Here is a 24,275-nt window from a genome sequence, read left to right as displayed (position 1 = left end):
TCTACCCGATCAAGGAAGTCAGATGAAAACCGAACCTCAGATTAAGCAACTTCCAGTGGCCAACCGGACGGTGCGCTATGTCTCCATCGCTGACGTAAACGGCGTCGACCAGCTTCCCTTCTCCCTGCGCATCCTGCTGGAAAACCTCGTGCGCCAGGCGGCGACCCGTGGCGTGGACACCCAAGCCGAAATCGATGCGCTTCTTGGCCGCAAAGTGGGCGCAGGTCTGAGCTTCTACCCGACGCGCGTCTACGGGCAGGACATTCTTGGCCAGGTGATGCTTGTGGACATGGCTGGTATGCGCGACGCCGTCGCGGAGGCCGGTGGCGATGCATCGCAAGTTGGACCCAAAGTGCCGGTCGACGTCATCATCGACCACTCGTTGCAGGTGGACAGTTGGGCGTCCCCGGTTGCACGTAAGGTCAACCTGGAGCGCGAGTACCAACGCAACGCCGAGCGCTTCGCCTTTCTGCGCTGGTGCAGCAGCAGCTTCGAGGGCGTGCGCATCGTTCCCCCGGGCAAGGGCATCATGCACCAGATACACCTTGAGTACATCGGCAAAGTGGTCTGGATGGACAAGGACGCTCAGGGCGAACTCGCAATCCCTGACACCTGCGTCGGGACCGACAGCCACACCCCCATGATTAACGGCCTCGGCGTGCTCGGCTGGGGCGTCGGCGGCATCGAGGCGGAGGCGGTCATGGTTGGCAAGCCCGTCGCACTCGCGCTCCCAGAAGTGGTGGGCATCGAGGTCAAGGGCAAGCTGCGGGAAGGTGTGCTCCCCACTGACCTGGTCCTCGCCATCACCCAGCGCATGCGCGCCCTGGGCGTGGTCGGTAAGTTCGTTGAGTTCTTCGGCAACGGTCTGGAGGCCCTGTCCCTGGGCGACCGCGGCATGATTGCCAACATGTCGCCGGAGTACGGGGCGACCGCCGTGTACTTCCCCATCGACGAGCGCACGATGGACTACCTGCGTATGACGGGTCGCGAAGACGCGCAGGTCGAGCTCGTCGAGGCATACGCCAAGGCGCAGAAGCTGTGGCGCAGCGCGGAGACGCCCGCACCGGTCTTCGATACCGTCGTGACCATTGACCTCGATGAAATCCGCCCGTGTCTGGCTGGTCCCCGCAATCCCGAGGACCATCTGCCTCTGGAGACGGTGCCCAGCGCATTCGTGAAGCACTACCAGGAGATCGCCGGCCGGCCTCTCGACCCCAAGCACGTTGCCCCCGTGAAGGGTGAGCAGTTCTCACTGCACGACGGCGACGTACTTATTGCGGCCATCACCAGCTGCACGAACACCGCCAACCCTGTGAACATGATGGCCGCGGGCCTGGTCGCGAAGAAGGCGGTCGCCTTGGGCCTCAAAGCCAAGCCCTGGGTCAAGACATCCCTGGTGCCGGGAAGCCACGTGACGGCGGCCGTGCTCGAGAAGGCAGGCCTTCAGCCGTCTCTCGATGCACTTGGCTTCCATGTTGCCGGCTTCGGCTGCACGACCTGCAACGGCGGCTCCGGTCCCTTGCCTGAGCACCTGGTCGAGGCCATTGATGCCGAGAAGCTGGTCGGCACTGCAGTGCTCTCAGGCAATCGCAACTTCGAGGGTCGCATTCACCCCAACGTGCGAGCCGCATACCTCGGCTCGCCGGCCCTCGTGGTGGTCTACGCGCTTACCGGCACGTTGTCGGTGGATGTCACCTCGGAGCCCATCGGAACTGGCAGCAACGGTCAACCGGTGTACCTGCGTGACGTCTGGCCGACGTCAGCCGAGATTGCGAAGGCAGTCGAAGGCGCCTACGAGCCGGAAATCTTCCGCCAGAAGTACTCCGACCTGTTCGAAGGTGGTGAACCGTGGGATGCCTTGGCGGGTGAGCGAAGCCAACGGTTCCCCTGGAACGACGAGAGCACGTACATCCTCCAGCCGCCCTACTTCGAAGGGCTCTCGCGCGAGGCCGCTCCCGTTGAGGACATCGTCGGCATGCGACCCTTGGTCATCCTGGGCGACTCCGTGACGACCGACCACATCTCTCCGTCGGGCGCTATCAGCCTTGGTACTCCGGCCGCCGACTTCCTTCTCTCGAAGGGTGTCGAACGCCGGGACTTCAACAACTACACGACTCGGCGCGGCAACCACGACGTGGCGGTTCGTGCGACCTTCGCCAACATCCGTCTGCGTAACCGCATCGTACCCGGTGTCGAAGGGGGCGAGACCAAGCTCATGCCCGACGGCAGGCAGATGCGGGTGTTCGAAGCGGCGGAGGAGTACCTGCGCCGGGACGTGCCCCTCGCCGTCATCGCCGGCAAGAACTACGGTTGCGGCTCGTCCCGCGACTGGGCAGCCAAGGGTGTGGCCCTTCTTGGCGTCAAGGCCGTGATTGCAGAGAGCTTCGAGCGCATCCACAGAACCAACCTGGTGGGCATGGGCGTGCTACCACTGCAGTTCGAGCCAGGCACGACGGCGGAGTCGGTGAACCTGGATGGCAGCGAAACCATCGACGTGCCGGCGCTCTCCCAGCACCTCCAAGTTTCGGGGCGCATTGAGGCCATCGTACGTCGAGCCGATGGAAGGACGACGACCGTGCCACTCATCATCCGCCTCGATACCGAGGAGGATGTGGACTACTGGCGCCACGGCGGCATCCTGCCGCTGGTGTGGCGTGACTATGTGTCCGGCAAGTCCGAAGAGCACGTCTCCCACTCGGCGAAGCGCATACAGCCGGAGGTGGGCGGTCCCCAGCACGAGCTGCCTGACGCCATGCCTGGCAGCGAAGTACCTAGCGCCAGTCAGGGCGCAACTCTAGGCTGACCTAGCAGGAGGGCTCCTGGGCCTTCCTAGCTTTTCTTTGCCTCGAAGCAATCCTGCGCTGCAAGCTCGGCAGCACGGGAGGGACCTGCGCTGCCCCCGCATCGAGCCGAATCAGAAATCACCGAGGGCCAGCACCGCCCAACTCGAGACAACCATGCTAACCATCCTTGCGTACTCAATGATTGTCGTCTTCATGGCGCTAATCATGACCGGCCGAGCTACGGCGCTCATCGCGCTCATCGCCGTGCCCATCGTCTTTGCACTGATTGGCGGCTTCGGCGGAAGCATCGGCCCGATGGTCATCAACGGGTTGAAGGCCATCGCACCGACTGGGGTGCTGTTGTTGTTCGCCATCCTCTATTTCGGGCTGATGATTGATGTGGGTCTGTTCGACCCCCTCATTCGACTCATCGTCAGGCTGACAGAGGGCGACCCGGTGCGTCTCGTCGTTGGCTCTGCGCTGCTGGCAATGATTGTCTCCCTTGATGGCGACGGGTCTACCACGTACCTCCTGTGCGTAACGGCCATGCTGCCGCTGCATCGCCGCCTGGGCATCAACCCGCTCATTCTTCCGTGCGTCACCATGATGGCCAACAGCATCATGAACATTGCACCTTGGGGCGGTCCGACTGCGCGGGTGATGAGCGCGCTCCACCTTGAGGCCAACCAAGTCTTCACTCCCTTGATTCCGCCAATGGCGATGGCTTGCCTCGCGACCCTCGCGGTGGCTTATTACCTTGGCCTTCGGGAGCGCGCTCGCCTCAAGCGCATTGATTGGAAGCCGGACCACATGGAGGCGTCCCCGATTGGTGGGGACGTTGACCTCGACGCATCGGACCCTCCGCGCGTCAGCAAGGCAAAGATGGTCTTCAACCTGGTGTTGACCATCGGCCTGATGGTGTGCCTGGTACTGGCCATCCTGCCGCTGCCGTTGCTCTTCATGGGCGCGTTTGCTATTGCCATCTCGGTCAACTTCCCGAACCTCAAGGACCAGAAGGAGCGCATTGCCGCCCACTCGGCCAGCGCGCTGTCGGTGGTGTCCGTCATCTTTGCGGCGGGCGTATTCACCGGCATTCTTTCTGGGACGAAGATGACCGACGCGATTGCACAAAGCGTCGTCCAGTCCATCCCGCATTCTGCCGGCAACTTCCTGCCACTCATCACCGCGCTCCTGAGCGCTCCGATGACCTTCTTCCTATCGAACGACGCCTTCTACTTTGGGGTGGTGCCCATCCTGGCGGAAGCGGCAAAGGGCTATGGCATCGCGCCGGAAATCATTGCTCGCGCTTCCCTGCTGGGGCAGCCGATTCACCAACTCAGCCCATTGGTCGCCGCGAACTACGTTCTTATGGGAGTCGCCGGTGTCGAGTTTGGTGACCACCAGAAGTTCACGCTGAAGTGGGCTGCGTTGCTCGCCGTGGTCATGATTCTTTCGGCGGGTCTCTTTGGAATCATCCCCTTGTTCTGATTGGAGAGGCGTCGTGGACATGCCAGCACACCAGCTCTCGATGAGCGTCCTGATGACGCCGGATACCGCCAACTTTTCCGGAAACGTGCACGGCGGCACGATTCTCAAGTTGCTCGACCAAGTGGCCTATGCGTGCGCCGCGCGCTACGCGGCGTGCTATGTGGTGACCATGTCCGTCGACCAAGTGGTCTTCCGGCAGCCAATCTACGTGGGGGAGTTGGTCACCTTCCTTGCCTCCATTAATCACACTGGGACGTCTTCGATGGAGGTTGGCATCAAGGTCGTGGCTGAGAACATCCGGACGCAGGAGGCCCGCCATGTGAACTCATGCTTCTTCACCATGGTTGCGGTCGACGAGAACCGAAAGCCGGTATCAGTTACCCCGCTACGTCCGTTCACTCCTGACGAGAAGCGACGCTATGCCGAAGCGGTCGACCGGAAAGAGCTGCGACGCGAGATGGAGAAGCGCGCCAGGCGATAGAGGTTGAACCACCGCTTCCACAGCACCGCTACTTCCGTTCAGGGCACGGTGCCGTCGAGCAAGGCCGTTTTGGCGAAGCCGGCAGTGCAGCGAGTGCAGCCGAAGAGGAGGGCAGGGCGGAGCCGCTCCTTCGTGCCCTTTGCAGCCCTACCGTGGTTCGGGGGCGTCGTGTCGAGCCACTACAGGTCGATTACGTCCGAATCGAGGGTTTGCCCTTGGTTCGCATTTCGTCGGGTTAGCCGCGTGGCGACCTCGCGACGCCTTCAGATATTTCGTCGGCCAAGGTTCGCAACAGGGGCACGTAGCGCGTAGCGATCTCGCGATCGGTCACGGCGTTGTTCTGCAGGACCAGATTGATCGCCCCGATTGCATGCTCCCCGATCCGGATGGGGAAGCCCACCGCAGTCACGCTGGCCTCAGTCAGCCATTCGCCCCGGTTCATCGCATACCCGCGTCTGCGCGTTTCCCGCAGGACGCGTTTCACATACGCGGTGTCGCGTGCCATTTCTCCGATGGGGTCGGTGCGCTCCTGAAGTAGCGACAAAGTCGCCTCGCGCTCCTCATCCGCGCACCAAGCCAGCCAAGCCCGGCCGAGCGAGGAAACCAGCATGGGGATGCGAATACCGATCGTTGCCCGGTGTTGCGACAGCATGCTCACGCGGTGCGTGGATTCGCGCACGATCATGAAACCACCGTCCGGAGTGGCCAGATCACTCGGCCAGGAGAGGGCCCGCAGGTGTGCGCGCATGGCCGGAGCAGCCACTCGATCAATCCAGTCTGCGCCCACGTACCCCTCGGACAAACGCCTGACTTCAAAGCCCAAGGCATAGGACAACCCATCGTCCTTGTGATGCACCAAACCTTCGGTTTTCAATGTCTCGAGCAGGCGCTTCACGGTCGTGCGATGCAGCCCTGTGAGGCGAGCCAGCTCGACCACCCCGCCGATACCGCCAGGCATTGCATTCAAGGCGCGCAACACCGCCAGTCCGCGGCTTAGTCCGCGTACCTCCCGATAGAGCGAGGGGTCGCCAAAGCTGCTTGAGGTAGGCATGAGGTCGGCTCTTTTCGGTGCACTGTGTGCACGGACTATACGGCTTGGAGCCTCGCTCGGACACTGCCAACCGTTCGCAAGGAATGCGCCCAACGCAATCTCACCAGCCTATTCAGGAGACATGATGACCATCACTCGCCGCGCCCTTTGCGCCATTGCCGCACTGGGCTTCGCCGCCAGCCCATCTTGGGCACAGGAATGGCCTGCCAAGCAGCCTATCAAGATCATCGTGCCGTATCCGGCAGGCGGCAATGCCGACTCGGCTGCGCGTGCGGTCGCAGAAGCGGCCTCTGCCAATCTCAAGCAGACGATCATCATCGACAACCGTCCTGGCGCGTCCTCGATCATCGGAACCGAAGTCGTGGCACGGGCGCCGGCGGACGGCTACACCATCGGCGTAGTTTCTGACTCGCACGCGATCAACCATGCGATGGCGAAACTCCCCAAGGCAGCCGACGTTCTCGGCGCCAAGGTGCCATACGACGCGATCAAGGACTTCGTTCCTGTGTCAGGAATGATCAGCGTTCCGCTGGTGCTTGTGGTGAACCCAAAAGTACCGGCGCGCACTGTCAAGGACTTGGTTCAACTGTCCAAGGACAACAAGAGTTCGGGCCTGAACTTCGGCACCATGGGAACGGGGAGCCCGTGGTTCATCCATATGCATCAGTTGCACAGCCTGACCAAGGCCGACTTTGTGGACGTTCCCTACAAGGGCCTGGCACCGGCGGCCACAGACCTCCTCGCGGGACAGATCGACACGATGGTCATGCCGGTGCACTACGCGCAGCAGTACATCAAGGCTGGCAAATTGGTGCCGATCGCCACGCTTGGCGCGCAGCGGCATCCGCTGCTGCCCGATGTTCCGACCTTGGCGGAGAGCGGATACCCGGGTTTGGTGATCTCCAACTACCTATTCTTTGTTGCTCCCGCCGGGACGCCGAAAACCATCGTCGACAAGTTGGGCCGCGAGTTCAACGCGGCGCTCAGGCAGCCGGCCATGAAGGACAAGCTTGCTATCTCGGGCGATCCCTATCCCGCGGACCCTGCCGAACTGACAGCGCGCGTGCTTCGCGACATCGAGACCTATGGCGGGGTCATCCAGGCAACCGTCAAGTGACCGAGCAGGAAGCAAATCATGACCCGACCGGAAGAGTTTCAAACCGATGTGCTGGTGGTAGGCACCGGCCCGATGGGAGCGACGACCGCGCTTGCACTGGCAACGTATGGCGTGCGCGTGCACGTCGTCAACCGCTACAACTGGACGGCCAACACTCCGCGTGCGCATATCACCAACCAGCGCGCAATGGAAGTGCTACGCGATCTGGGAGTTGAGCAGGAAGCGCGCCGAGATGCCACGCCCTGGGAATGGATGGGCGACACGCTCTTCACCACCAGCCTTGCCGGACCCGAGATTGCCCGCCTGCGCACCTGGGGCACCGGCGACGAACGCATCGGAGACTACCTGCAGGGCAGCCCCTGCCCGATGATGGATCTTCCTCAGGACAAGATGGAGCCACTGCTGGTGAAGAATGCTGCGGAGCGCGGCGCGATCTTCTCCTTCAACACCGAATACCTGGGGCACGAGCAGGATGCCACCGGCGTCACTGTCATGTTGCGCGACCTTCTTAGCGGTCGCGAGTACGAGTTGAGGGCGCGCTATCTGGTGGGCGCGGACGGCGCCAAATCGAAAGTCATGGACGATGCGGGCCTGAAGGTGGAGGGTCAACTGGCGCGCGCTGCGACAGCCTATGTCCTGTTCACTGCCGACCTTACGCGCTACGTCGCCCATCGCCCCAGCATCCTGTACTGGATGGTGACTTCCGACGCCTCGTTCGGAGAGATCGGCATGGGGCTGTTGCGTGCCATCAACCCATGGAAGCAGTGGATCGCAGGATGGGGTTTCGACATGTCGAAGGGAGAGCCCGATTTCTCGCCCGAGGAAGTCAAGCGCAAGGTGCGCGTCCTCGTGGGAGACCCAGATATGGAGATCAAGATCGACAGCACGTCCGTCTGGTATGTCAATCAGGCGCATGCGCCGATCTATTCGTCCGGTCGCGTTTTCTGTGGCGGCGATGCAGTACACCGCCATCCCCCATCGAGTGGCCTGGGTTCGAACACCTGCATGCAGGACGCCTTCAACCTCGCGTGGAAGCTGGCATTCGTGGTGAAGGGGCACGCTGGCGAGCATCTGCTGGACTCGTACACGCTGGAGCGGGCGCCTGTCGGCGCACAGATCGTGAAGCGCGCCAACCAGTCGCGGCTGGACTATGCCCCGCTCAACCGGGCCTTCCGCAACTCGGATGCTCCGGATCCCCTCGCGGCGGGACTCGTCGAACTCGCCGATCCAGGACCGGCAGGCGCCGCCCGGCGCTCCGCGTTGGCCGAGGCATTGAAGTTGAAAAACTACGAGTTCAATGCCCAGGGTGTCGAACTCAACCAGCGCTGCGTGTCCGAGGCCGTCATTCCGGAAGCCGACGCAACCGAGGAGGTCTGGAAGCGCGACCCGGTGCTTCGCGTCCAACCGACGACGCGCCCCGGTGCCAAGCTGCCGCACGCCTGGCTGGTGGGTCAGGACGGCCGTCGCGTGTCCACGCTCGATCTGGTGGGCAAGGGCAAGGTCTCCTTGGTGACCGGGATCGCTGGCCAAGCCTGGGCGGACGCCGCGAATGAGATGGGCCTGCCGTTCCTCCGCACTGTCGTGATCGGAAGGCCGGCTGCCCAGGACGTTTACTGCAGTTGGCATGCGGTGCGTGAAATCGAGGAAGCGGGTGCCCTGTTGGTGCGACCTGATGGTGTCGTGGCATGGCGCCGGCATGTTGGTGTGGCCGATTCCGCGCAAGCCCGAGAGGAACTTGAGCAGGCCCTGGCTTCGCTGCTGGACCAGAAGTCGCAGGTGTTGGAGGCAGCGTGATGGAACGCGCTTTCCTGGGCATCTCGCATTCACCGCTCATGGGGCTCAACCCTGTCGCGCCAGCGGTCGACCAGGCACTGAAGACCGCCATTGCCAGCGCACGCGATCAGGTTTTGGCATTCGCGCCGGAGATCGTTGTGCTCGTGGCGCCGGATCACTACAACGGCTTCTTCAATGAGCTCATGCCGCCGTTTTGCATCGGCACGCAGGCGCGCTCGGTGGGTGACTATCTGACGCCGGCTGGAGATCTCAATGTGGATGCCGACGCGGCTGCGGCACTGGCCACGCGCTTGATGGACGAGGACTTCGATCTCGCCGTATCACGCAGCATGCAGGTCGATCATGGCTTTGCACAGTCGCTGCAGCTTCTGTGGGGTGGCTTGGATACGCCTCCGGTGCTACCGATCTTCCTCAACGCCGTGGCCCAGCCGGGTATTCCGCGACTGCGCCGCTGTCGAGCGCTGGGCCAAGCAATCGGCCGCTTTCTCGACAACGAACCGCGGCGCACCCTTCTGATTGGCTCCGGCGGCCTCTCGCACGAGCCGCCGGTCCCTACGCTCTCGCATCCGGACCCGGCCGTTCGCGAACGCATTACGCACAAGAGCAAGCCAACGCCAGAGGAGCGCGAGGTCAAGACGAAGCGCGTAATGGCCGCTGGCCTGGCGCTGGCAGCGGGCGACAGCGCCATGAAGCCTATCAACCCGGACTGGGATCGCCGGTGGATGGATGGTCTGGTCGATGGCACGGCGGGCCTCGATGCGCTGTGCGCGATGAGCGAGGACAGCATCGAAAAGGAGGGCGGCCTGTCGGCGCATGAGTCCAAGACCTGGCTCGTCGCGCGCAGCGCCCTCACCGTGGACCGCCCGCTGACTTGCGTCTTGCGCCACTACCAGGCCATTCCGGAATACATCGCCGGCTTCGGCGTCATGTTGCTGAAGCAACCCAACTGAAAAGGAAATCCAAATGGACCCCCGCATCGAACAGTGGGCCGAGCGCTTGCGCATGGCCGAGTCTCAACGAGAGCCGATTGGCCCCTTGCGCGACGAAATAGGCAGCGATCCGGATGGCAGCCTCGCCTACGCCATTCAGCAGGCCAACTTGGCGCATGCCTTGGCGCGGGGCCGACGGGTGGTCGGCCGCAAGATCGGTCTGACATCGCCTGCCGTGCAGCGCCAGCTTGGCGTCGATCAGCCCGACTTCGGCACGCTGTTCGCCGACATGCTCTATGGCGACGACGAAGAGATACCGCTCTCGCGCACGCTGCAGCCCAAGGTCGAGGCCGAAGTCGCGCTGGTCCTTGAGCGTGACCTGCTGGCGGCCGACACCACGCTGGTGGAACTCATCGGGGCCACGGCCTATGTCCTGCCGGCCATCGAGATCGTGGGTAGCCGCATCGCCAACTGGAACATCCGGTTTGCGGACACGGTCGCCGACAACGCCTCCAGCGGCCTGGTCGCGCTGGGCGGCGTGCCCACGAAGCTCGACGGCCTGGACCTCAAGTTGTGTGGCATGACGATGCTGCGCGGCGAGGAGACGGTGTCTAGCGGCAACGGTGCAGCGTGTCTGGGCCATCCCCTCAACGCCGCCGTCTGGCTGGCACGCAAGTTGGCTTCGCTTGGCCAACCGCTGCGCGCGGGGGATCTCGTCCTTACTGGGGCGTTGGGGCCCATGGTGCCCGTACTCCCGGGCGACCACTTCGAGGCACGAATCGAAGGAGTGGGCAGCGTTCGCGCGCGCTTCTCCGCTGTATGAGCCATTCCACTGCACCCAACGCCATCGCTTCGACCGCAGCGGTTGCTTTATCCGACAAGGAACATTCATGACCCGCAAATTGAAAGCCGCAATCATCGGCAGCGGCAACATCGGCACAGACTTGATGATCAAGATCCTGCGCCATGGCCGCCACATCGAAATGGGGGCGATGGTCGGGATCGACGCCGCATCCGACGGGTTGGCCCGTGCAGCACGCATGGGTGTGGCCACCACCCACGAAGGCGTGGAAGGTCTCTCGCGCCTGCCCGTTTTCGATGACATCGACATCGTCTTCGATGCCACCTCGGCCGGCGCGCACGTCAAGAACGACGCCTTCCTGCGCAGCCTCAAGCCGGAGATCCGCCTCGTGGACCTCACGCCCGCAGCGATCGGTCCGTATTGCATTCCCGTGGTCAACGGCCAGGCGCACCTTGACGCGCCCAACGTCAACATGGTCACGTGCGGCGGCCAGGCCACCATCCCGATGGTTGCCGCCGTCTCCCGTGTGACGAAGGTTCACTACGGCGAAATCGTCGCCAGCATCTCGAGCAAGAGCGCGGGCCCCGGCACCCGCGCCAACATCGACGAGTTCACCGAGACCACGTCCAAGGCCATCGAAGTGGTGGGCGGCGCTGCCAAGGGCAAGGCCATCATCGTGCTGAATCCGGCCGAGCCGCCGCTGATGATGCGCGACACCGTCTACACGCTGAGCGACTTCGCCGACGAAGACGAAATCGCCGCATCGGTCGAGCGCATGGCCGCCGACGTTCAGGCGTATGTGCAGGGCTATCGCGTCAAGCAGCGCGTGCAGTTCGACCGAATCGAGGCCGAACGCCCGATCCGCATTCCTGGCGTCGGTGCCCGCATGCACGGGCTGAAGACCTCCATCTTCCTGGAGGTGGAAGGCGCTGCTCACTATCTGCCTGCTTACGCCGGCAACCTCGACATCATGACCAGCGCCGCCTTGCGCACCGGCGAATCCATGGCCGAGCGGATGCTCGCCGCGGTGGCAGTCTGAAGGAGACACTGATGAGCCACCAACCCGAAAAGAAAATCTACATCTCGGATGTCACCCTGCGTGACGGCAGTCATGCCATTCGCCATCAATACAGCGTGGAGCAGGCCAAGCAGATCGCCAAGGCGCTCGACGAAGCAAAAGTCGATTCCATCGAAGTCGCGCACGGTGACGGCCTGCAAGGCGGCAGTTTCAACTACGGTTTCGGCGCCCACACCGATGTCGAATGGATCGGGGCCGTCGCCAGCGTGGTCAAGCACGCGAAGATCGCAACGCTGCTGCTGCCGGGCATCGGAACCGTGCACGACCTCAAGGACGCCTACGAAGCAGGCGCGCGCATCGTGCGCGTGGCTACGCATTGCACCGAGGCCGACGTATCGAGGCAGCACATCGAGTACGCGCGCCATCTGGGCATGGAGGCCGTGGGATTCCTGATGATGAGTCACATGACCACCCCCCAAGCTTTGGCGCAGCAGGCCAAGCTGATGGAAAGCTACGGCGCGACCTGCTGCTACGTGGTGGATTCAGGCGGTGCGTTGAGCATGAACGACGTGCGAGATCGCTTCCGTGCATTCAAGGACGTGCTCAAGCCCGACACGCTGACGGGGATGCATGCGCACCACAACCTGAGCCTGGGCGTGGCCAACAGCATCGTCGCGGTGGAAGAAGGCTGCGACCGCGTTGACGCGAGCCTGGCGGGAATGGGCGCCGGGGCGGGCAACGCGCCGCTGGAAGTGTTCATCGCGGCGGCCGCACGCCTCGGCTGGAACCACGGCACGGATCTCTACAAGCTGATGGACGCGGCCGATGACATCGTGCGCCCCTTGCAAGACCGGCCGGTGCGCGTGGATCGCGAGACCCTGGCGCTCGGCTATGCCGGCGTGTATTCGAGCTTCCTGCGGCATTCGGAAGCGGCAGCTATCAAGTACGGCCTGAAGACGGTGGACATCCTCGTCGAACTGGGCAAGCGCCGCATGGTCGGTGGCCAGGAAGACATGATCGTTGACGTGGCCCTCGACCTATTGAAGGGCGTCGAACACGAGCGCGTTCACCAGCCGCCCATCATGAGCGAGGCCGCCTGAGTCCCTTTTCCCCGAATCAACACATCCGAGACCAAGTCATGTCCATCAACAACGCTCCCATGACCGAATCCGACACAAGCCGCTTCGTCCGCATCAAGGAAGGTGACCTCGACCTGCAACTGCACTACAACGACGCCGGCAGCGGCGCCGAGACTGTGGTGATGCTCCATGGCTCGGGCCCCGGCGCCAGCGGCTGGGCCAATTTCAATCGCAACGTCGAGCCGTTCGTGGCCGCCGGTTACCGCGTCGTCCTGATGGACTGTCCGGGCTGGAGCAAGAGCGATCCAGTGGTCAGCACCGGATCGCGCTCCGATCTCAACGCACGGGCGCTCAAGGGCCTGATGGACGCCATTGACCTCGACAAGGTGCACATCGTCGGCAACTCGATGGGTGGGCACAGTGCGGTGGCCTTTGCGCTGGCCAACCCCGAGCGCGTGGGCAAGCTGGTGCTGATGGGCGGCGGCACCGGGGGGCCCAGCCCGTTCGTGCCGATGCCCACTGAAGGCATCAAACTGATTGGCGCCCTGTACCGCGATCCCACGATCGAGAACCTCAAGCGCATGATGAACGTGTTCGTCTACGACACGAGCAACCTCACCGAAGAACTCTTCCGGGCGCGCCTAGACAACATGCTCAGCCGCCGCGATCACCTCGAAAACTTCGTGAAGAGTGCTGAGGCGAACCCGAAGCAGTTCCCCGATGTGGGGCACCGGCTTGGCGAGATCGCGTCTCCAACGTTGGTGATCTGGGGACGCGACGACCGGTTCGTTCCGCTGGACATCGGCCTGCGATTGGTGACAGGACTGCAGAAGGCTGATCTGCACGTCTACAGCCGTTGCGGCCACTGGGCGCAGTGGGAGCACGCCGACAAGTTCAATCGCATGGTGCTGGACTTCCTCGCGCGCTGAGCCAATTCGAGGCTGACTGTCCGTTCAACGCCGCGTCCGATGCGTGGCGATGGAACAGTCACGCCCGTGCGATTCAAGAAGAGCGACCGATGCTCTTCAAGCGATCCTCCCGGCCGGACGTTGCAGTCCGGTCATTTTTCCCCTCACTTCAACGGAGACGACTATGACCAAAATGATGAATGCGGCGCGGCTACATAAGATCGGCGAACCATTTCAGATCGACACGATCCCGGTGCCCGAAGTTCGGCCCAACGACGTGCTTGTCGAAGTGAAGGCCGCGGGCGTGGTGCCCAACCTTCGCAATGTGGTGACCAGCTATCCCAAGTGGTTTCCCTTCTTGCCGCTGCCCGCATTGCCCGCGATCTACGGCCTCGACTCGGCCGGTGTGGTGGCGCAGGTGGGCAGCCAGGTCCGCGCGGACATCAAGCCCGGCGACCGCGTGTACGTGAATCCGGGGTTGTCTTGCGGAAGCTGCCTGGCCTGCCGGCGGGGCGACCACATCAACTGCACCGCTTACACCTTCCAGGGCTACTTCGGCTTCGGGCCGGGCTCGCAGCAGCTGTTCGAGGACTATCCATACGGCGGCTTCGGCCAGTACCTGACGGCACCCGCCGCCAACCTGGTGAAGCTGCCCGACACCATCAGCTTCGAGCAAGGCGCTCGCTTCGGCTATCTGGGCACTGCCTACTCGGCACTGCGCAAGGCACAGTTCTCCCCGGGTCAGACGGTGCTCATTGACGGCGCGACGGGCACCCTGGGCTTGGGCGCGGTCATCCTTGCGCTGGCTATGGGCGCGGCGAGGATCTTCGCGACCGGGCGCAACACGGCACTGCTTGAAAAGCTGCAGCAACTGGATCCGCAGCGCATCGTCCCAATCGCGCTTGGATCGCGGCCGACTTCCGAAATCGTCATGGAAGCGACCGGGGGCTTTGGTGTCGATGCGCTCATCGAGGCGCTGGGCCCCAACGCCGCGGTGGCGACAGTGCTCGACTCGTTCAACGCTCTGCGCCGCGGTGGGAAAGCGATCAACATCGGCGGCGTCGCCGATCCGATACCGCTGGAACCATTCCCCCTCATGTGCCTGCAGAAGTCCTACATCGGCTCTCTGTGGTTCACGACCGCGGAAGGGCAGGACATGGCGGCGATGGCCCACGCGGGCACTCTGAACCTTGGCGTGTTCGAGCACGAGCGCTTTCCGCTCGAGCGTGTCAACGAAGCGCTCGATGCGATCGACCAGCGCAGCGGCGGGTTCACCAACGTCGTGATCATTCATTGAATGGCAACAAGGAGAGCAACATGCACATTCGACGTATCGTCACCGGCCATGATTCGAAGGGAACCGCCGTCTTCGTATCGGACGCTGCCGCACCACGTACCACCGAGTTCAAGCACGTTCCAGGTTTCGTCACTTCCCTGTTGTGGGAGACAGCTCCCAATGCTTCAGTCGGCGCGATCGAGGGCGATCCCGCAATCACCGCCCGTTCCTGGGCTCCCTCGCCGGGTGGGACGAACCTGATGTTCATCACGTTCCCACCGGACGCCGTGATGATGAGCCCCGGCTTCGACCCGGTGGCCGCAGGCGGGGAATACTTGCGGGTCTTGCCCGGCTTGGCGGAGAAGTTCGAAGTCGACCATCCCGGCATGCACACCACCGACTCAGTCGACTACGGTGTGCTGATTGAGGGCGAGCTGCACCTTGAACTAGCCGACGGCGTTACGAAGAAACTGGCACCACGCGATGTGGTCATCCAGAACGGCACGCGCCACGCCTGGCGCAACGAGAGTGACAAACCAGCGACCATGCTGTTCGTCCTCGTGGGGGCCACGCGGCCTTGACGGCTGCGCAGATGCATCTCGCAAACGTCGCTGAATTTGGGCCGCTTTCGCACTCACCGCTGTCGTTCTTCGCTCCGGGGATGGACGATAGCAGTGGGCACCCAGCAACTTCGATGAATGAACTGTCGAAATGCCGTTGTGCAGCGTGGACCGTCCTTGGCGAGGGCAGGGCGGATCAGCGGGTACGTGCCCTGAGCAGACAAAGGCGAATTAGCTTTGGTGAGGGGTTTGAAGTTGCCACGCATTTCGACGGAACGATTCGCAACGAAAAAGGCCAGTCGCGAGCGATTGTGCTCACGCTGGTCACCGGACCGGGCGATCGCACCTATTGGCTGCAGTCCGTTGCGAGGGACAATCAGGCGCGGCAGCGCGCCGAGGCTGGGTTGAAGGAGGCCGAGGCATCGTTCCGTCCGATGCCCCCGGCGGATCGCGCGGCGGCCAAGCCGTGGACCGTGCAAACCGTTCCTTTTCCGCGCGGGGGCTTTGCAGAATTGGCGAAGTCGTCAACGCTGCCCGCTGCGAGTGCGGAGGCGCAACTCAGGCTGATGAACGGCGCCTACAGCGGCGGCGCAGATCCGAAGCCGGGACAAGCGGTCAAGGTGGTGCGATAGCTTGCCATCGCGCGGACGTGCTCGTGCAGCCTCAGAACCTGAACCCGACGCCCGCATACAAGCCGCCAAGGCGGGCCTTGATCACCGGCGCGTCATCGCGTTCGAAACTGAAGTAGCGGTAGCCGAACTTGAACACCGTTTGCGGCGAGTAGGCGTAATTGGCGCCGACGATCGCCTGGTAGCTCACCTTGGAACCACCACCACCGACGTCCAGATAGCCGAGCAAGGCCCAATCCCCACTGAGGGGGACCAGCGCACGCGCACCGACGATGCCATCCCACCACCCCTTGTTTCTCTCCTGGCCCAGCGTCACGGGGGCGAACGCGGTACTCAGTTCGGTATCCGTCTTGGCGTAGAGGTAGCGGGTCCCGCCGAGCAGATCGACCGTGAACGACCCTTCGCTCAGGCGATAGAAGCCGGCGAACGTCCAGATCTGCTGGGAGTACGAAATATCCAGGTTCGAGAACGGCGTGAGTGCCGTGGCGGCCTGCGAGCCAGTGACGCCGAGCTTGACGTACTGCGCGTCGACGAGCCCTCCCCAGCGGCCCTTGCGCGCCTCGAGGCTGCCCATGATGGCGAAGTCCAGGTTCGTCGAGAAGACGGAGACCGGGACGTTGACGCCGTTCGATGGTCGCGTGCCGAGGTCCACGTGAAGCGGCGAAACAGAGGCCCACAAATAGGGCGTGAACTCCAGCGCCCATCCGGGGTTGCCCGACTCCGCGACCTGGGCGGCGGCGGGCAGGCTGGCGAGGCCTGCCAGAACGGCAGCCGTTGAAAGGTAGGACCGCTTCAGTGTGCTCATGTGTACCTCCATCCGCTCAGGGCCGTGCTGAAACCGGGGCGCATCATCACACGGCATCCGAAGGGGAAGCAAGGCGCACCGAGTGGGCGCAGGCACACGCCTGCGGAATCGAGCTCAGAACGCCTCGGTCACCGAGAGATACACCACGTGGGAGCCTCCGCCTTGGGCGAGATCCACGCGCAGGTTGATTCGCTCTGCTTCGAGCACCATGTATCGCAAGCCGATGCCGAATCCCACCGGCGCGCCACCCACGCCGAGCTCGCCGAAGCGGTTCGCGACCACGCCCGTGCCGGCAAAGGCGACCAGGCCAAGCGGCCCGACCACGCGCCATCGCAGTTCGGCCTGGGCCAGCGCCATGTACCGGCCGATGTAGCGCGTCGCGGGATAGCCGCGCAGCTGCATGAAGCAATCGTCGAAGAGAGGCACGTCGCCCGTTCTGGCGCAGCCGCGCAAATCGGTGGCGAGCACCAGATCGGGCCGCAGTGACAAGTACTTGCGGTAACGAACGTCGTAGGCGTTGTAGCTCACGTCGCCGCCCAGCCCGCCGCGGATGAACATCGTATTGAAGTCAAGCAGCGAGCCGTCATAGGGGTTGAACTTGTTGTCGCGCGTGTCGCGCTGGAGCAGTGCGCCGGCGCCCGTCGTCGTCACGTCCAGCGGACCTGTCGCCTGTTGTGCATCTGCAGGAATGAAACCGAAGCTCTGCCTCACGCTGGCATAGCGCAACTGCGCGCCGAGGTACCAGTTCGGTGCCATGCGGCGATAGAGCTGCGGCTGTATGAAGGTCCCGTCCACTGTCCATCTGGCGCTGTTGTCCCGGCTGCTCGCAGGACCGCCACCGCCGAAGAAGTCCAGGTTCAGGTGGGCATAGCCCGCCACACCGGAAAAGCGCCATTGGTCCGAGTCCCAGTAGTGCATATGGGCCACGCCCGCCACCGCACTGCCGTTGTCGGTGGCCAAGGCGAATGCGGCAGTGAGCGAGGGCGGTTGCGCCGCGGCTTCGTCGGCGCTTTGGGGGTGGAAATACATGCCGAGCACAGCAAGTCCACTGCCAATGGTCGGATCCGAAAGTGGGATGGGGACCACCGTGCGCTGGGCCTCCTTGCCGATGGTGGCTCTCGGTGGCGTTGCCGAGTCACCGTTGGGCTTTGCGATTCCCGATTCCGCTCCTAGATTGGAAGCGGCTGAAACAAGGTTGGTGAGCTCGGCGCAGCCCTGCGTGCCAGCCGCGATGCCGATGGCGAACAGTATTCGCGGCCACTTCCATCGGCCCCACTGACCCATTCGACTTCTCACTTTGTTGCAAGCGTTGAACGCAACTGGAGGACAGTAGCCTAATGCCGACCGAATTGATGAGTGGAACGGAGAATGACATGTCCCAACACACGGTGTACGGACCGGGCGGATCTTGGCTCAGGATTTCAGGGGTTACCGCTGCTGCCGTTCTTCTCTTTGCGACGGGGACGGCGATTGCAACCGAGCAGGCGCAGCAGCGTCAGCAAGGGCGTGACGTGAATCAGGCGCCAAGCACGAGGCTCGCTCGACCAAGATTGATTGCAGGGCGGAGAACCGGAAGAGCATCGCCCAGTGTCGCCAGGAAGAGCGCGACACCAAGCAAGAAGGCCGGCAGGCCAAGCGCCAAATCATGTACTGAGCGGGCGGCGCGGAGACGCGCTACTTCTTGCGCTCGGCCGCGGGTTCGAGGCCGAGCGCGAGTGCCTGGGTGTAGACGGCCTGCACCTGATCACCGACCTTGATCAGCTTGAGCTGTTCGGGGTCGCGCACCTTCAGGTCGACGGTCTGGTTCGGCCCGCGCAGCGTGACGATCTGCATCTTCTTGTTGACCGCCGTCACGTCGGCGGTGACTTCGAGCTGCTGCGCGACGACGCCAGCGGGCGGCTCGCCAGCGGCCGAGCGCGCGCCGCCTTCGGCGAGCTTGCTGCCCCGCACCTCCTTGCCGTCCTTCTTGAGCGTGAGCGTCAGGGCTTCGAGGTACTCCACCGCGACACGGTCACCGACCTTCACCTTGTCGAGGTTCTTGACTTCGGGGCCGACCTGCAGCGGCAGGACCTTGCCGCGGGGTCCCTTGAGCGTGACCTCGCGTTTGGCCGTGTCGATGGATTCCACGGTCGCGGTGATCCGGGTGGTGCGCGCGAGCGCGGCTTGGCCGGGCGCCGTGGCGCCGACCACAACAGAATCGGGGTTCTGCTGCGCGAGGGCGGGAAGGGAAATGAGGCCGACCAGGGCGGCTGCTGCGACGAGTGCGAGGCGTTGCTTCATTCGGATCTCCGGGCTGGGGGTTACAGGTCGATCTTGTTGATCTTGGTGCCATCGAGGCTCAGGTTGGCCATCAACCCGGCGTTGCTCAACGCGAAGCCGATGATGGGCTGCTGCGCGGTCTGCGTGTCGATGGCCGCAGAGGCGCCGACCTTGGCCATGGTGACCGATGCATCGGCCCCGGCAGTCCAGCCCTTGCTCGCGACGAATTTGTCGAGCGAATCCTGCGTCATGAACAGCACGAAGACGGCCTTCGAATCGGCGCCGGCCAGCAACCCTACCGATGCGGCGGTGGTGCTGTAGTAGCCGGCGGTGCGGCCTCCGACGCGCAGGGCGCCCTGGCCATACGAGCCGCCAACGCCCAACCCTGCCGAGACCACGGAAGGGAAGACCAGTACGCCCTTCGCCTTGTCCGTGAGTTCGCGCGATCCCTGCACCTGGGTGTGCAGCTTGGACAGCGCACTGTCGACCGATGCGTCGATGCTGCCTCGCCTCGCAGCCGGATCGCCCCGGGAACTGGAAGTGGTGGTGCATGCGGAATTGAGTACTCCCAGAAGGCCGACCGCGAGGAATGAGCGCTTGTCCATGGCATTTCTCCTTTGAGTTGTTGGGCGCGGATTCTGCGCGCCCGGCCAGAAAGCCTCAAGCAAATTGAGCGGGAGTCGATCGCTGGACCGCTTGCCGCCAACGAATTTCCGAGGCAGCATCGAACCGCGGCCGATCGCCGCCTGTGCCGCACCGGTTCAGGTCATTCAACAAGAACGGGAAGAGGAGTGAATATGCTGGGTCTCGAGCGGAACGGCTGTGCCTCTGTGGCGCCGCTCGTGCGACTTGTCGAGGTCGAGGACGCATTTCAACTGTTCCTCGAGTTGAGGCAAATCCTGGAATCCGACGGCTGCCAAGTCGTCACCTTCGGGTCCGTGGAGGAGTTGCTTCTTCAACAACCGGGTTCCGCTCCCGGCTGTATGGTCCTTTGCGCGGACACGCTCGGCCCCGAAGGGCTGGACTTGCAGGCGTTGCTCGCATCGCAGTCGGACCTGCCCGTGATCCTGGTGACCTCGATCACCACCGCGCGTGATGTGGTGCGCGCCATGAAACAGGGCGCAGCGGATTTCTTCTGCGAGCCCCTCGACGAGCGGGCCATCCTGTCGGCCGTCGAGAAAGCCGCTGCCGACCACAGACGGAAGGCTGAATCGCGCGAACTGCGGCAGGCATTCGAGCTTCGCCGGGCGAGCCTTTCGCCGAGAGAGCTGGAGGTGTACGAGCAGCTGGTTCTTGGATCGTCGGGCGAGGCGATCTGTGAGCGTCTGGGCTTGGCCGAGCGGACCCTCAAGCACCATCGCTCGAAGGTCATGGAGAAGTTGGGATTCAGATCGATCGTCGAACTGGTGCGTGTGGTCGAAGGCTGCAAAGGTTGAGAAGCGAACGGTCCTACCCGTCAGGGAATCTTCAGGAGTTTTCGCGCACGCAGATCAGAACAGCACTGGGAGAAGCGATGAATGAGAGGGTTTTGCGCGACTAAAGCCTGCGCCGCATTCGCGCCCCTCGTCCGGCAGAGGCACCTCTCGTAAACCCAGTGGACCGAAGGGGCGCACAGTGTTGCCCAAAGGTGCAATGTTCAATTCAAGGTTGGCCGCCAACAATGCGACATGCTGACTGCACGCCCCCTAAGGGGGCCTCCGACTCCGCAGGGAAGGACTTCCGGCCATGCGGCGCATTGATGCACTGGAGCAGCGCGACGGCGCGCGAGGCAGCGCGGGCCGACTGACCCGTGGCGCCACCCTGGCCGGCTACGAGCGTCTTGCCCGATCCGTCGATCTCGACCCAATCGTCATGCTCGATGCGGCGGGCCTGCCGGGCAAGGTGCTCTCCGATCCGGACACATTGATCAGCGTCGATTCGGTGGCAGTATTGCTCGAGGAGTCTGCGCGTCAGTCCGATCAGCAGGCCTTCGGGCTGCTGCTTGCCGAAATGCAGCGATTGAGCCATCTCGGCGTGCTCGCCGCAGTCCTGCGCGAGGAGCCCACGCTGCGCGCCGCACTGGAAGCGCTGGGCCGGTACATGTGCCTGCACAACGCGGGCCTGCGCCTCGCCATCGATCACATGGGCGAGTTCACGATGGTCTTCCTCGAACTGCAGCTTCGCAAGCCAGGTGGCTCCCGGCAGGGGATCGAAATGGCAGCGGCGGTCACGCTTCGTGTCCTTCGAGCGCTCGCGGCTGACGATTTCAATCCTGTTAGCTTTTGCTTTCGCCACGGAGCGCCGCGCAGCCTGGAAGTCCACAAGCGCGTGCTGGGCCCGGCACTCGACTTTGCACATCCCTTCAACGCCATCGTGTGCCGCAGCCGTGAACTGGATTCGAAGATCGCATCGGCCGACCCGGAGCTCGGAGCCGCGCTCAAGCGCCGGCTGGACCAGCAGCTCACTGCGTCGCACGATGAGCCGCTCGATCGTGTGCGTCACGCCATCCGGCTCCTGATCCCGAGCGGGGGTTGCTCCGTGGAGCGTGTTGCGGAGCAGCTTGGCACGCACAGGCGCACACTGAATCGACAACTGGCTGGCAGCGGCGAAAGCGTTTCGTCGGTTATCGACGACGTGCGTGCCGAGATGGCCGAGACCTACCTTTCCGGTGGTGTGAGAACTCTCTACCAGGTGGGAGACCTGCTCGGTTTTGCCTCCGGCGCCGACTTCTCGCGCTGGTTTCGCGGGCGCTTCGGCATGACGGCCTCGCAGTGGATGAATCATCGGGAGGCAAGCGCCACCCTTCATCGGGTCGGTCTTGCGGAATGATCGAGGGTCGAGAAGTGAGGGCTTGTAAACCTTCAACGGTGCCCCTGCTCGCCTGCGCCGTTCTGGTTGTGCTGGCGGTGGGCACCTCGCCGCACGTGGGTGCACAGACATCGATCGAACCCGTGCGCGCGGACCCCGCTGCCCCTTCAGCCACCCGGAAAGATCCGCCTCTCGCGAGTCGAAGCAGGTTCTTCGACCCTGAAGATGGCCAACTCGATGTCAGCAGCTTTCTCGAGGACCCTCGGGGATTCCTGCCGATTCCCATCGTCGTGACGGAGCCTGCGATCGGTTATGGAGGGGGCGCCGCCGGAATGTTCCTCAGGCCGCGAGAAGAAGCCGGCAAGGAAGGGTGGGCGCGCCCTGACATCTCGGGCGTCGGAGCGTTCGGAACAGAGAACGGCACGAAGGGCGCATTCGCGGGTGATGCCAGTCGCTGGATGGACGGGCGCTTGCGCACCTTGTTCGGCGCCGCGACCGGCCAGGTCAACCTCGATTTCTATGGGCTTGGCTCCGGCCTCTCCTCGCTGGACGAGAAGGTTCGTTACTCGCTGCAGTTCACCGGCGCCGTCGCGCAGGTGAACTGGCAGTTGGCACCCGAGTCGCCCTGGGCTCTCGGAATGCGCTACGTCTTTGCCGACTTCGATCCGAAGCTGCAGGACGAGACTCGATCGCCCGGGTTCCGTGACAGTGCCCGCGTGACGGTTTCCGCGCCGACCGTCATCCTGGAGTACGACACGCGGGACAACGTCTTCACGCCCACGCGCGGCATCTACGCCGAGACGTCCTGGCTGGCATCGCGCGAGTCCCTGGGTTCGACAGACAGTTTCGAGCGGTTCCAGCAGATCGTGATGGGCTGGCGACCGCTCTCGGCTGGCGTGACGCTGGGCGCACGCGGCAATTACGCGTGGTCTTCCGACGGAACCCCATTCTTCCTGCGTCCATTCATCCAGCTGCGCGGCGTTCCCGCTGTGCGATACCAAGGCGACCAGGCGGCCTCCATCGAAGTGGAGGGGCGTTATCGCTTCTCTGGTCGGTGGAGCGGCGTCGCCTTCGCCGGGGCGGGGAGGACGCGAACCACTGGTGATGGCTTTTCTGGCACACAGAATGTGGGCAGCGGCGGCTTCGGTTTTCGCTATGAGTTGGCACGCAAGTTCGGGCTGGACGTGGGCATCGACGTGGCGCGCAGCCCGGGCACCACGGCGATCTATCTGGTGGTAGGCAACGGATGGTTCCGGCCTTGAACGAAAGACACGGGTGTGTTCCTGGGGGAGGGCGGCATGTTCAACTGGCTCTTGATCTTCGTTCCGATCTGCATTGCCGTGGAGCACTTCTATCCGCAGCAGCACCTGCTTGTGTTCCTCACGGCCTGCGTTGCCGTACTCCCGCTGGCTGGCTGGATGAGCCGCGCTACCGAGCAACTGGCGGAGCGAACCGGGGAGGGCATCGGCGGCCTGCTCAACGCCACGTTTGGCAACGCGGCCGAACTGATCATCGCATTTGCCGCACTGCGCGCGGGCCTGCACGATGTCGTCAAGGCGTCGATCGCCGGCTCGATCATCGGCAACATCCTGCTGGTGCTCGGGGCGGCCATGTTGGCGGGTGGTTTGCGCCACCCGGAGCAGACCTACAACGCTGCAGGCACGCGTTCGCAGGCCACCCTGCTGACACTGTCCGCCATCGCGCTGGTGCTGCCCGCCGCCTATAGCGCCGCGGCGGGCAGGGGCACCACGGAAAGTATCCAGGGTCAGGCCGTCGGTATGCACGAGGTGGTGCTGTTGAGCGTGTCCATCGCCGTGGTGCTGCTCGCGGTCTACGGGGCATTCCTCGTGTTCTCGTTGATCACGCATTCGACGCTGTTCGTCGGCTCGGTCGAGCATGCAGACACGGGTGACACCCCGCCGCCGTGGCCGATGCAGAAATCGCTGCTCATTCTGGCGGCGGCGACGGTCGCGATCGCCTGGGTCAGTGAAGTCCTCGTCGGCGCGATCGAGCCGACCGCGCACGAATTCGGCTTGAGCAGTGTCTTCGTCGGGGTTTTCGTCGTCGCCATTCTCGGCAACGCGGCCGAACATGCGAGCGCCATCAGCGCGGCGATGAAGAACCATATGGACCTGTCGCTCGCCATTGCCATCGGATCGAGCGTGCAGGTCGCGCTGTTCGTCGCACCCGTGTTGGTGCTCGCGAGCTTGTGGGTAGGACCGGCGCCGATGGATCTGGTGTTTCCCGGCGGTCTGGTAGCCACGGTATTGCTGTCGGTTCTGGTGACTGGACAGGTCGCCGGCGATGGCCGATCGGACTGGCTGCGCGGCGTGTTGCTGCTTGCCGTCTATCTGATTTTTGGGATGGCTTTCTTCTTTGTGCCTGGCGTGCCCGGGCACTAAGAACCTATCCGTAAATAGGTAAACTATCGATCCGAGCCGCGTTGTGATCGCGGCGCTGGATCGATACCTTGGCGAAGAAGCGAGTTGAGTCGTGGGTGGTGACCGAT

Annotated in this window: 22 protein-coding genes; 17 read left to right on the top strand and 5 right to left on the bottom strand. The window is 63.6% G+C overall.

Annotated features, from left to right (window positions below; all coding sequences use genetic code 11):
- Positions 1-22: 22 nt before the first annotated feature.
- The 3 genes from acnA (at position 23) to WKW77_RS33235 (ending at position 4,752) form a co-directional block, all read left to right on the top strand.
- Positions 23-2,803, top strand: a complete 2,781-nt coding sequence (gene acnA / locus WKW77_RS33245) for an aconitate hydratase AcnA (RefSeq protein WP_340361162.1) — start codon at positions 23-25, stop codon at positions 2,801-2,803.
- Between the two features lie 154 nt (positions 2,804-2,957).
- Entirely contained in the window at positions 2,958-4,271 is a 1,314-nt protein-coding gene (locus tag WKW77_RS33240) for a CitMHS family transporter (protein ID WP_340361161.1), read from the top strand.
- A gap of 13 nt (positions 4,272-4,284) precedes the next feature.
- Positions 4,285-4,752, top strand: coding sequence for an acyl-CoA thioesterase (locus WKW77_RS33235; RefSeq protein ID WP_340361160.1), 468 nt, complete (start codon positions 4,285-4,287; stop codon positions 4,750-4,752).
- Positions 4,753-4,987: 235 nt separating this feature from the next.
- Here the strand turns inward: WKW77_RS33235 and WKW77_RS33230 are convergent, their stop codons facing one another.
- Positions 4,988-5,803 (bottom strand): DNA-binding transcriptional regulator, encoded by an 816-nt coding sequence (locus tag WKW77_RS33230; protein ID WP_340361159.1) that lies wholly within the window; start codon positions 5,801-5,803, stop codon positions 4,988-4,990.
- A 121-nt stretch (positions 5,804-5,924) separates the two neighbouring features.
- Between WKW77_RS33230 and WKW77_RS33225 the strand changes: the two genes are divergently transcribed.
- The 10 genes from WKW77_RS33225 to WKW77_RS33180 all read left to right on the top strand — a co-directional run bounded on the left by WKW77_RS33225 (position 5,925) and on the right by WKW77_RS33180 (position 15,918).
- Positions 5,925-6,920 carry a Bug family tripartite tricarboxylate transporter substrate binding protein gene (locus WKW77_RS33225; RefSeq protein WP_340361158.1) on the top strand — a complete coding sequence of 332 codons (996 nt, stop codon included), beginning with the start codon at positions 5,925-5,927 and terminating at the stop codon, positions 6,918-6,920.
- Between the two features lie 18 nt (positions 6,921-6,938).
- A complete protein-coding gene (locus tag WKW77_RS33220; protein WP_340361157.1) occupies positions 6,939-8,714 on the top strand; it encodes an FAD-dependent oxidoreductase in 1,776 nt (591 codons plus the stop codon).
- Positions 8,714-9,664 carry a 3-carboxyethylcatechol 2,3-dioxygenase gene (locus WKW77_RS33215; RefSeq protein ID WP_340361156.1) on the top strand — a complete coding sequence of 317 codons (951 nt, stop codon included), beginning with the start codon at positions 8,714-8,716 and terminating at the stop codon, positions 9,662-9,664. Before WKW77_RS33220 ends, WKW77_RS33215 begins: the two co-directional genes overlap by 1 nt.
- A gap of 13 nt (positions 9,665-9,677) precedes the next feature.
- Complete coding sequence (gene mhpD / locus WKW77_RS33210) at positions 9,678-10,466, top strand: 2-keto-4-pentenoate hydratase (protein WP_340361155.1); 789 nt, start codon at positions 9,678-9,680, stop codon at positions 10,464-10,466.
- A 67-nt stretch (positions 10,467-10,533) separates the two neighbouring features.
- Positions 10,534-11,484 (top strand): acetaldehyde dehydrogenase (acetylating), encoded by a 951-nt coding sequence (locus WKW77_RS33205; RefSeq protein ID WP_340361154.1) that lies wholly within the window; start codon positions 10,534-10,536, stop codon positions 11,482-11,484.
- An 11-nt stretch (positions 11,485-11,495) separates the two neighbouring features.
- Entirely contained in the window at positions 11,496-12,563 is a 1,068-nt protein-coding gene (gene dmpG, locus WKW77_RS33200) for a 4-hydroxy-2-oxovalerate aldolase (RefSeq protein ID WP_340361153.1), read from the top strand.
- Positions 12,564-12,601: 38 nt separating this feature from the next.
- A complete protein-coding gene (locus tag WKW77_RS33195; protein WP_340361152.1) occupies positions 12,602-13,471 on the top strand; it encodes an alpha/beta fold hydrolase in 870 nt (289 codons plus the stop codon).
- 49 nt (positions 13,472-13,520) lie between these two features.
- On the top strand, positions 13,521-14,747 hold the full coding sequence (locus tag WKW77_RS33190; RefSeq protein WP_340361187.1) for an alcohol dehydrogenase catalytic domain-containing protein: 1,227 nt from the start codon (positions 13,521-13,523) through the stop codon (positions 14,745-14,747).
- A gap of 20 nt (positions 14,748-14,767) precedes the next feature.
- On the top strand, positions 14,768-15,307 hold the full coding sequence (locus tag WKW77_RS33185; RefSeq protein WP_340361151.1) for a cupin domain-containing protein: 540 nt from the start codon (positions 14,768-14,770) through the stop codon (positions 15,305-15,307).
- Between the two features lie 113 nt (positions 15,308-15,420).
- A complete protein-coding gene (locus tag WKW77_RS33180) occupies positions 15,421-15,918 on the top strand; it encodes a hypothetical protein (protein ID WP_340361150.1) in 498 nt (165 codons plus the stop codon).
- A gap of 31 nt (positions 15,919-15,949) precedes the next feature.
- Here WKW77_RS33180 and WKW77_RS33175 read toward each other — a convergent pair whose 3' ends face one another.
- From WKW77_RS33175 to WKW77_RS33160, 4 genes are all read right to left on the bottom strand, one after another.
- Positions 15,950-16,720 (bottom strand): porin family protein, encoded by a 771-nt coding sequence (locus WKW77_RS33175; RefSeq protein WP_340361149.1) that lies wholly within the window; start codon positions 16,718-16,720, stop codon positions 15,950-15,952.
- A gap of 114 nt (positions 16,721-16,834) precedes the next feature.
- Entirely contained in the window at positions 16,835-17,749 is a 915-nt protein-coding gene (locus tag WKW77_RS33170) for a BamA/TamA family outer membrane protein (protein ID WP_340361148.1), read from the bottom strand.
- 645 nt (positions 17,750-18,394) lie between these two features.
- Positions 18,395-19,000: a hypothetical protein gene (locus WKW77_RS33165; RefSeq protein WP_340361147.1), complete on the bottom strand. Its 606-nt coding sequence runs from the start codon at positions 18,998-19,000 to the stop codon at positions 18,395-18,397.
- Positions 19,001-19,020: 20 nt separating this feature from the next.
- A complete protein-coding gene (locus tag WKW77_RS33160; RefSeq protein ID WP_340361146.1) occupies positions 19,021-19,584 on the bottom strand; it encodes a BPSL1445 family SYLF domain-containing lipoprotein in 564 nt (187 codons plus the stop codon).
- A 192-nt stretch (positions 19,585-19,776) separates the two neighbouring features.
- Between WKW77_RS33160 and WKW77_RS33155 the strand changes: the two genes are divergently transcribed.
- The 4 genes from WKW77_RS33155 (at position 19,777) to cax (ending at position 24,168) form a co-directional block, all read left to right on the top strand.
- The gene (locus tag WKW77_RS33155) at positions 19,777-20,415 is read left to right on the top strand and encodes a response regulator transcription factor (protein WP_340361145.1); all 639 of its coding nucleotides are present in this window, start codon (positions 19,777-19,779) and stop codon (positions 20,413-20,415) included.
- A gap of 289 nt (positions 20,416-20,704) precedes the next feature.
- Entirely contained in the window at positions 20,705-21,787 is a 1,083-nt protein-coding gene (locus WKW77_RS33150; protein WP_340361144.1) for an AraC family transcriptional regulator, read from the top strand.
- 38 nt (positions 21,788-21,825) lie between these two features.
- Positions 21,826-23,028, top strand: coding sequence for a BamA/TamA family outer membrane protein (locus WKW77_RS33145; RefSeq protein ID WP_340361143.1), 1,203 nt, complete (start codon positions 21,826-21,828; stop codon positions 23,026-23,028).
- 36 nt (positions 23,029-23,064) lie between these two features.
- Entirely contained in the window at positions 23,065-24,168 is a 1,104-nt protein-coding gene (gene cax / locus WKW77_RS33140; RefSeq protein ID WP_340361142.1) for a calcium/proton exchanger, read from the top strand.
- Positions 24,169-24,275 lie beyond the last annotated feature (107 nt).

Source organism: Variovorax ureilyticus (genome assembly GCF_037889935.1).
GTDB classification, from domain to species: domain Bacteria; phylum Pseudomonadota; class Gammaproteobacteria; order Burkholderiales; family Burkholderiaceae_C; genus Variovorax; species Variovorax ureilyticus.
This window is presented reverse-complemented; position numbering and strand designations above follow the sequence as displayed.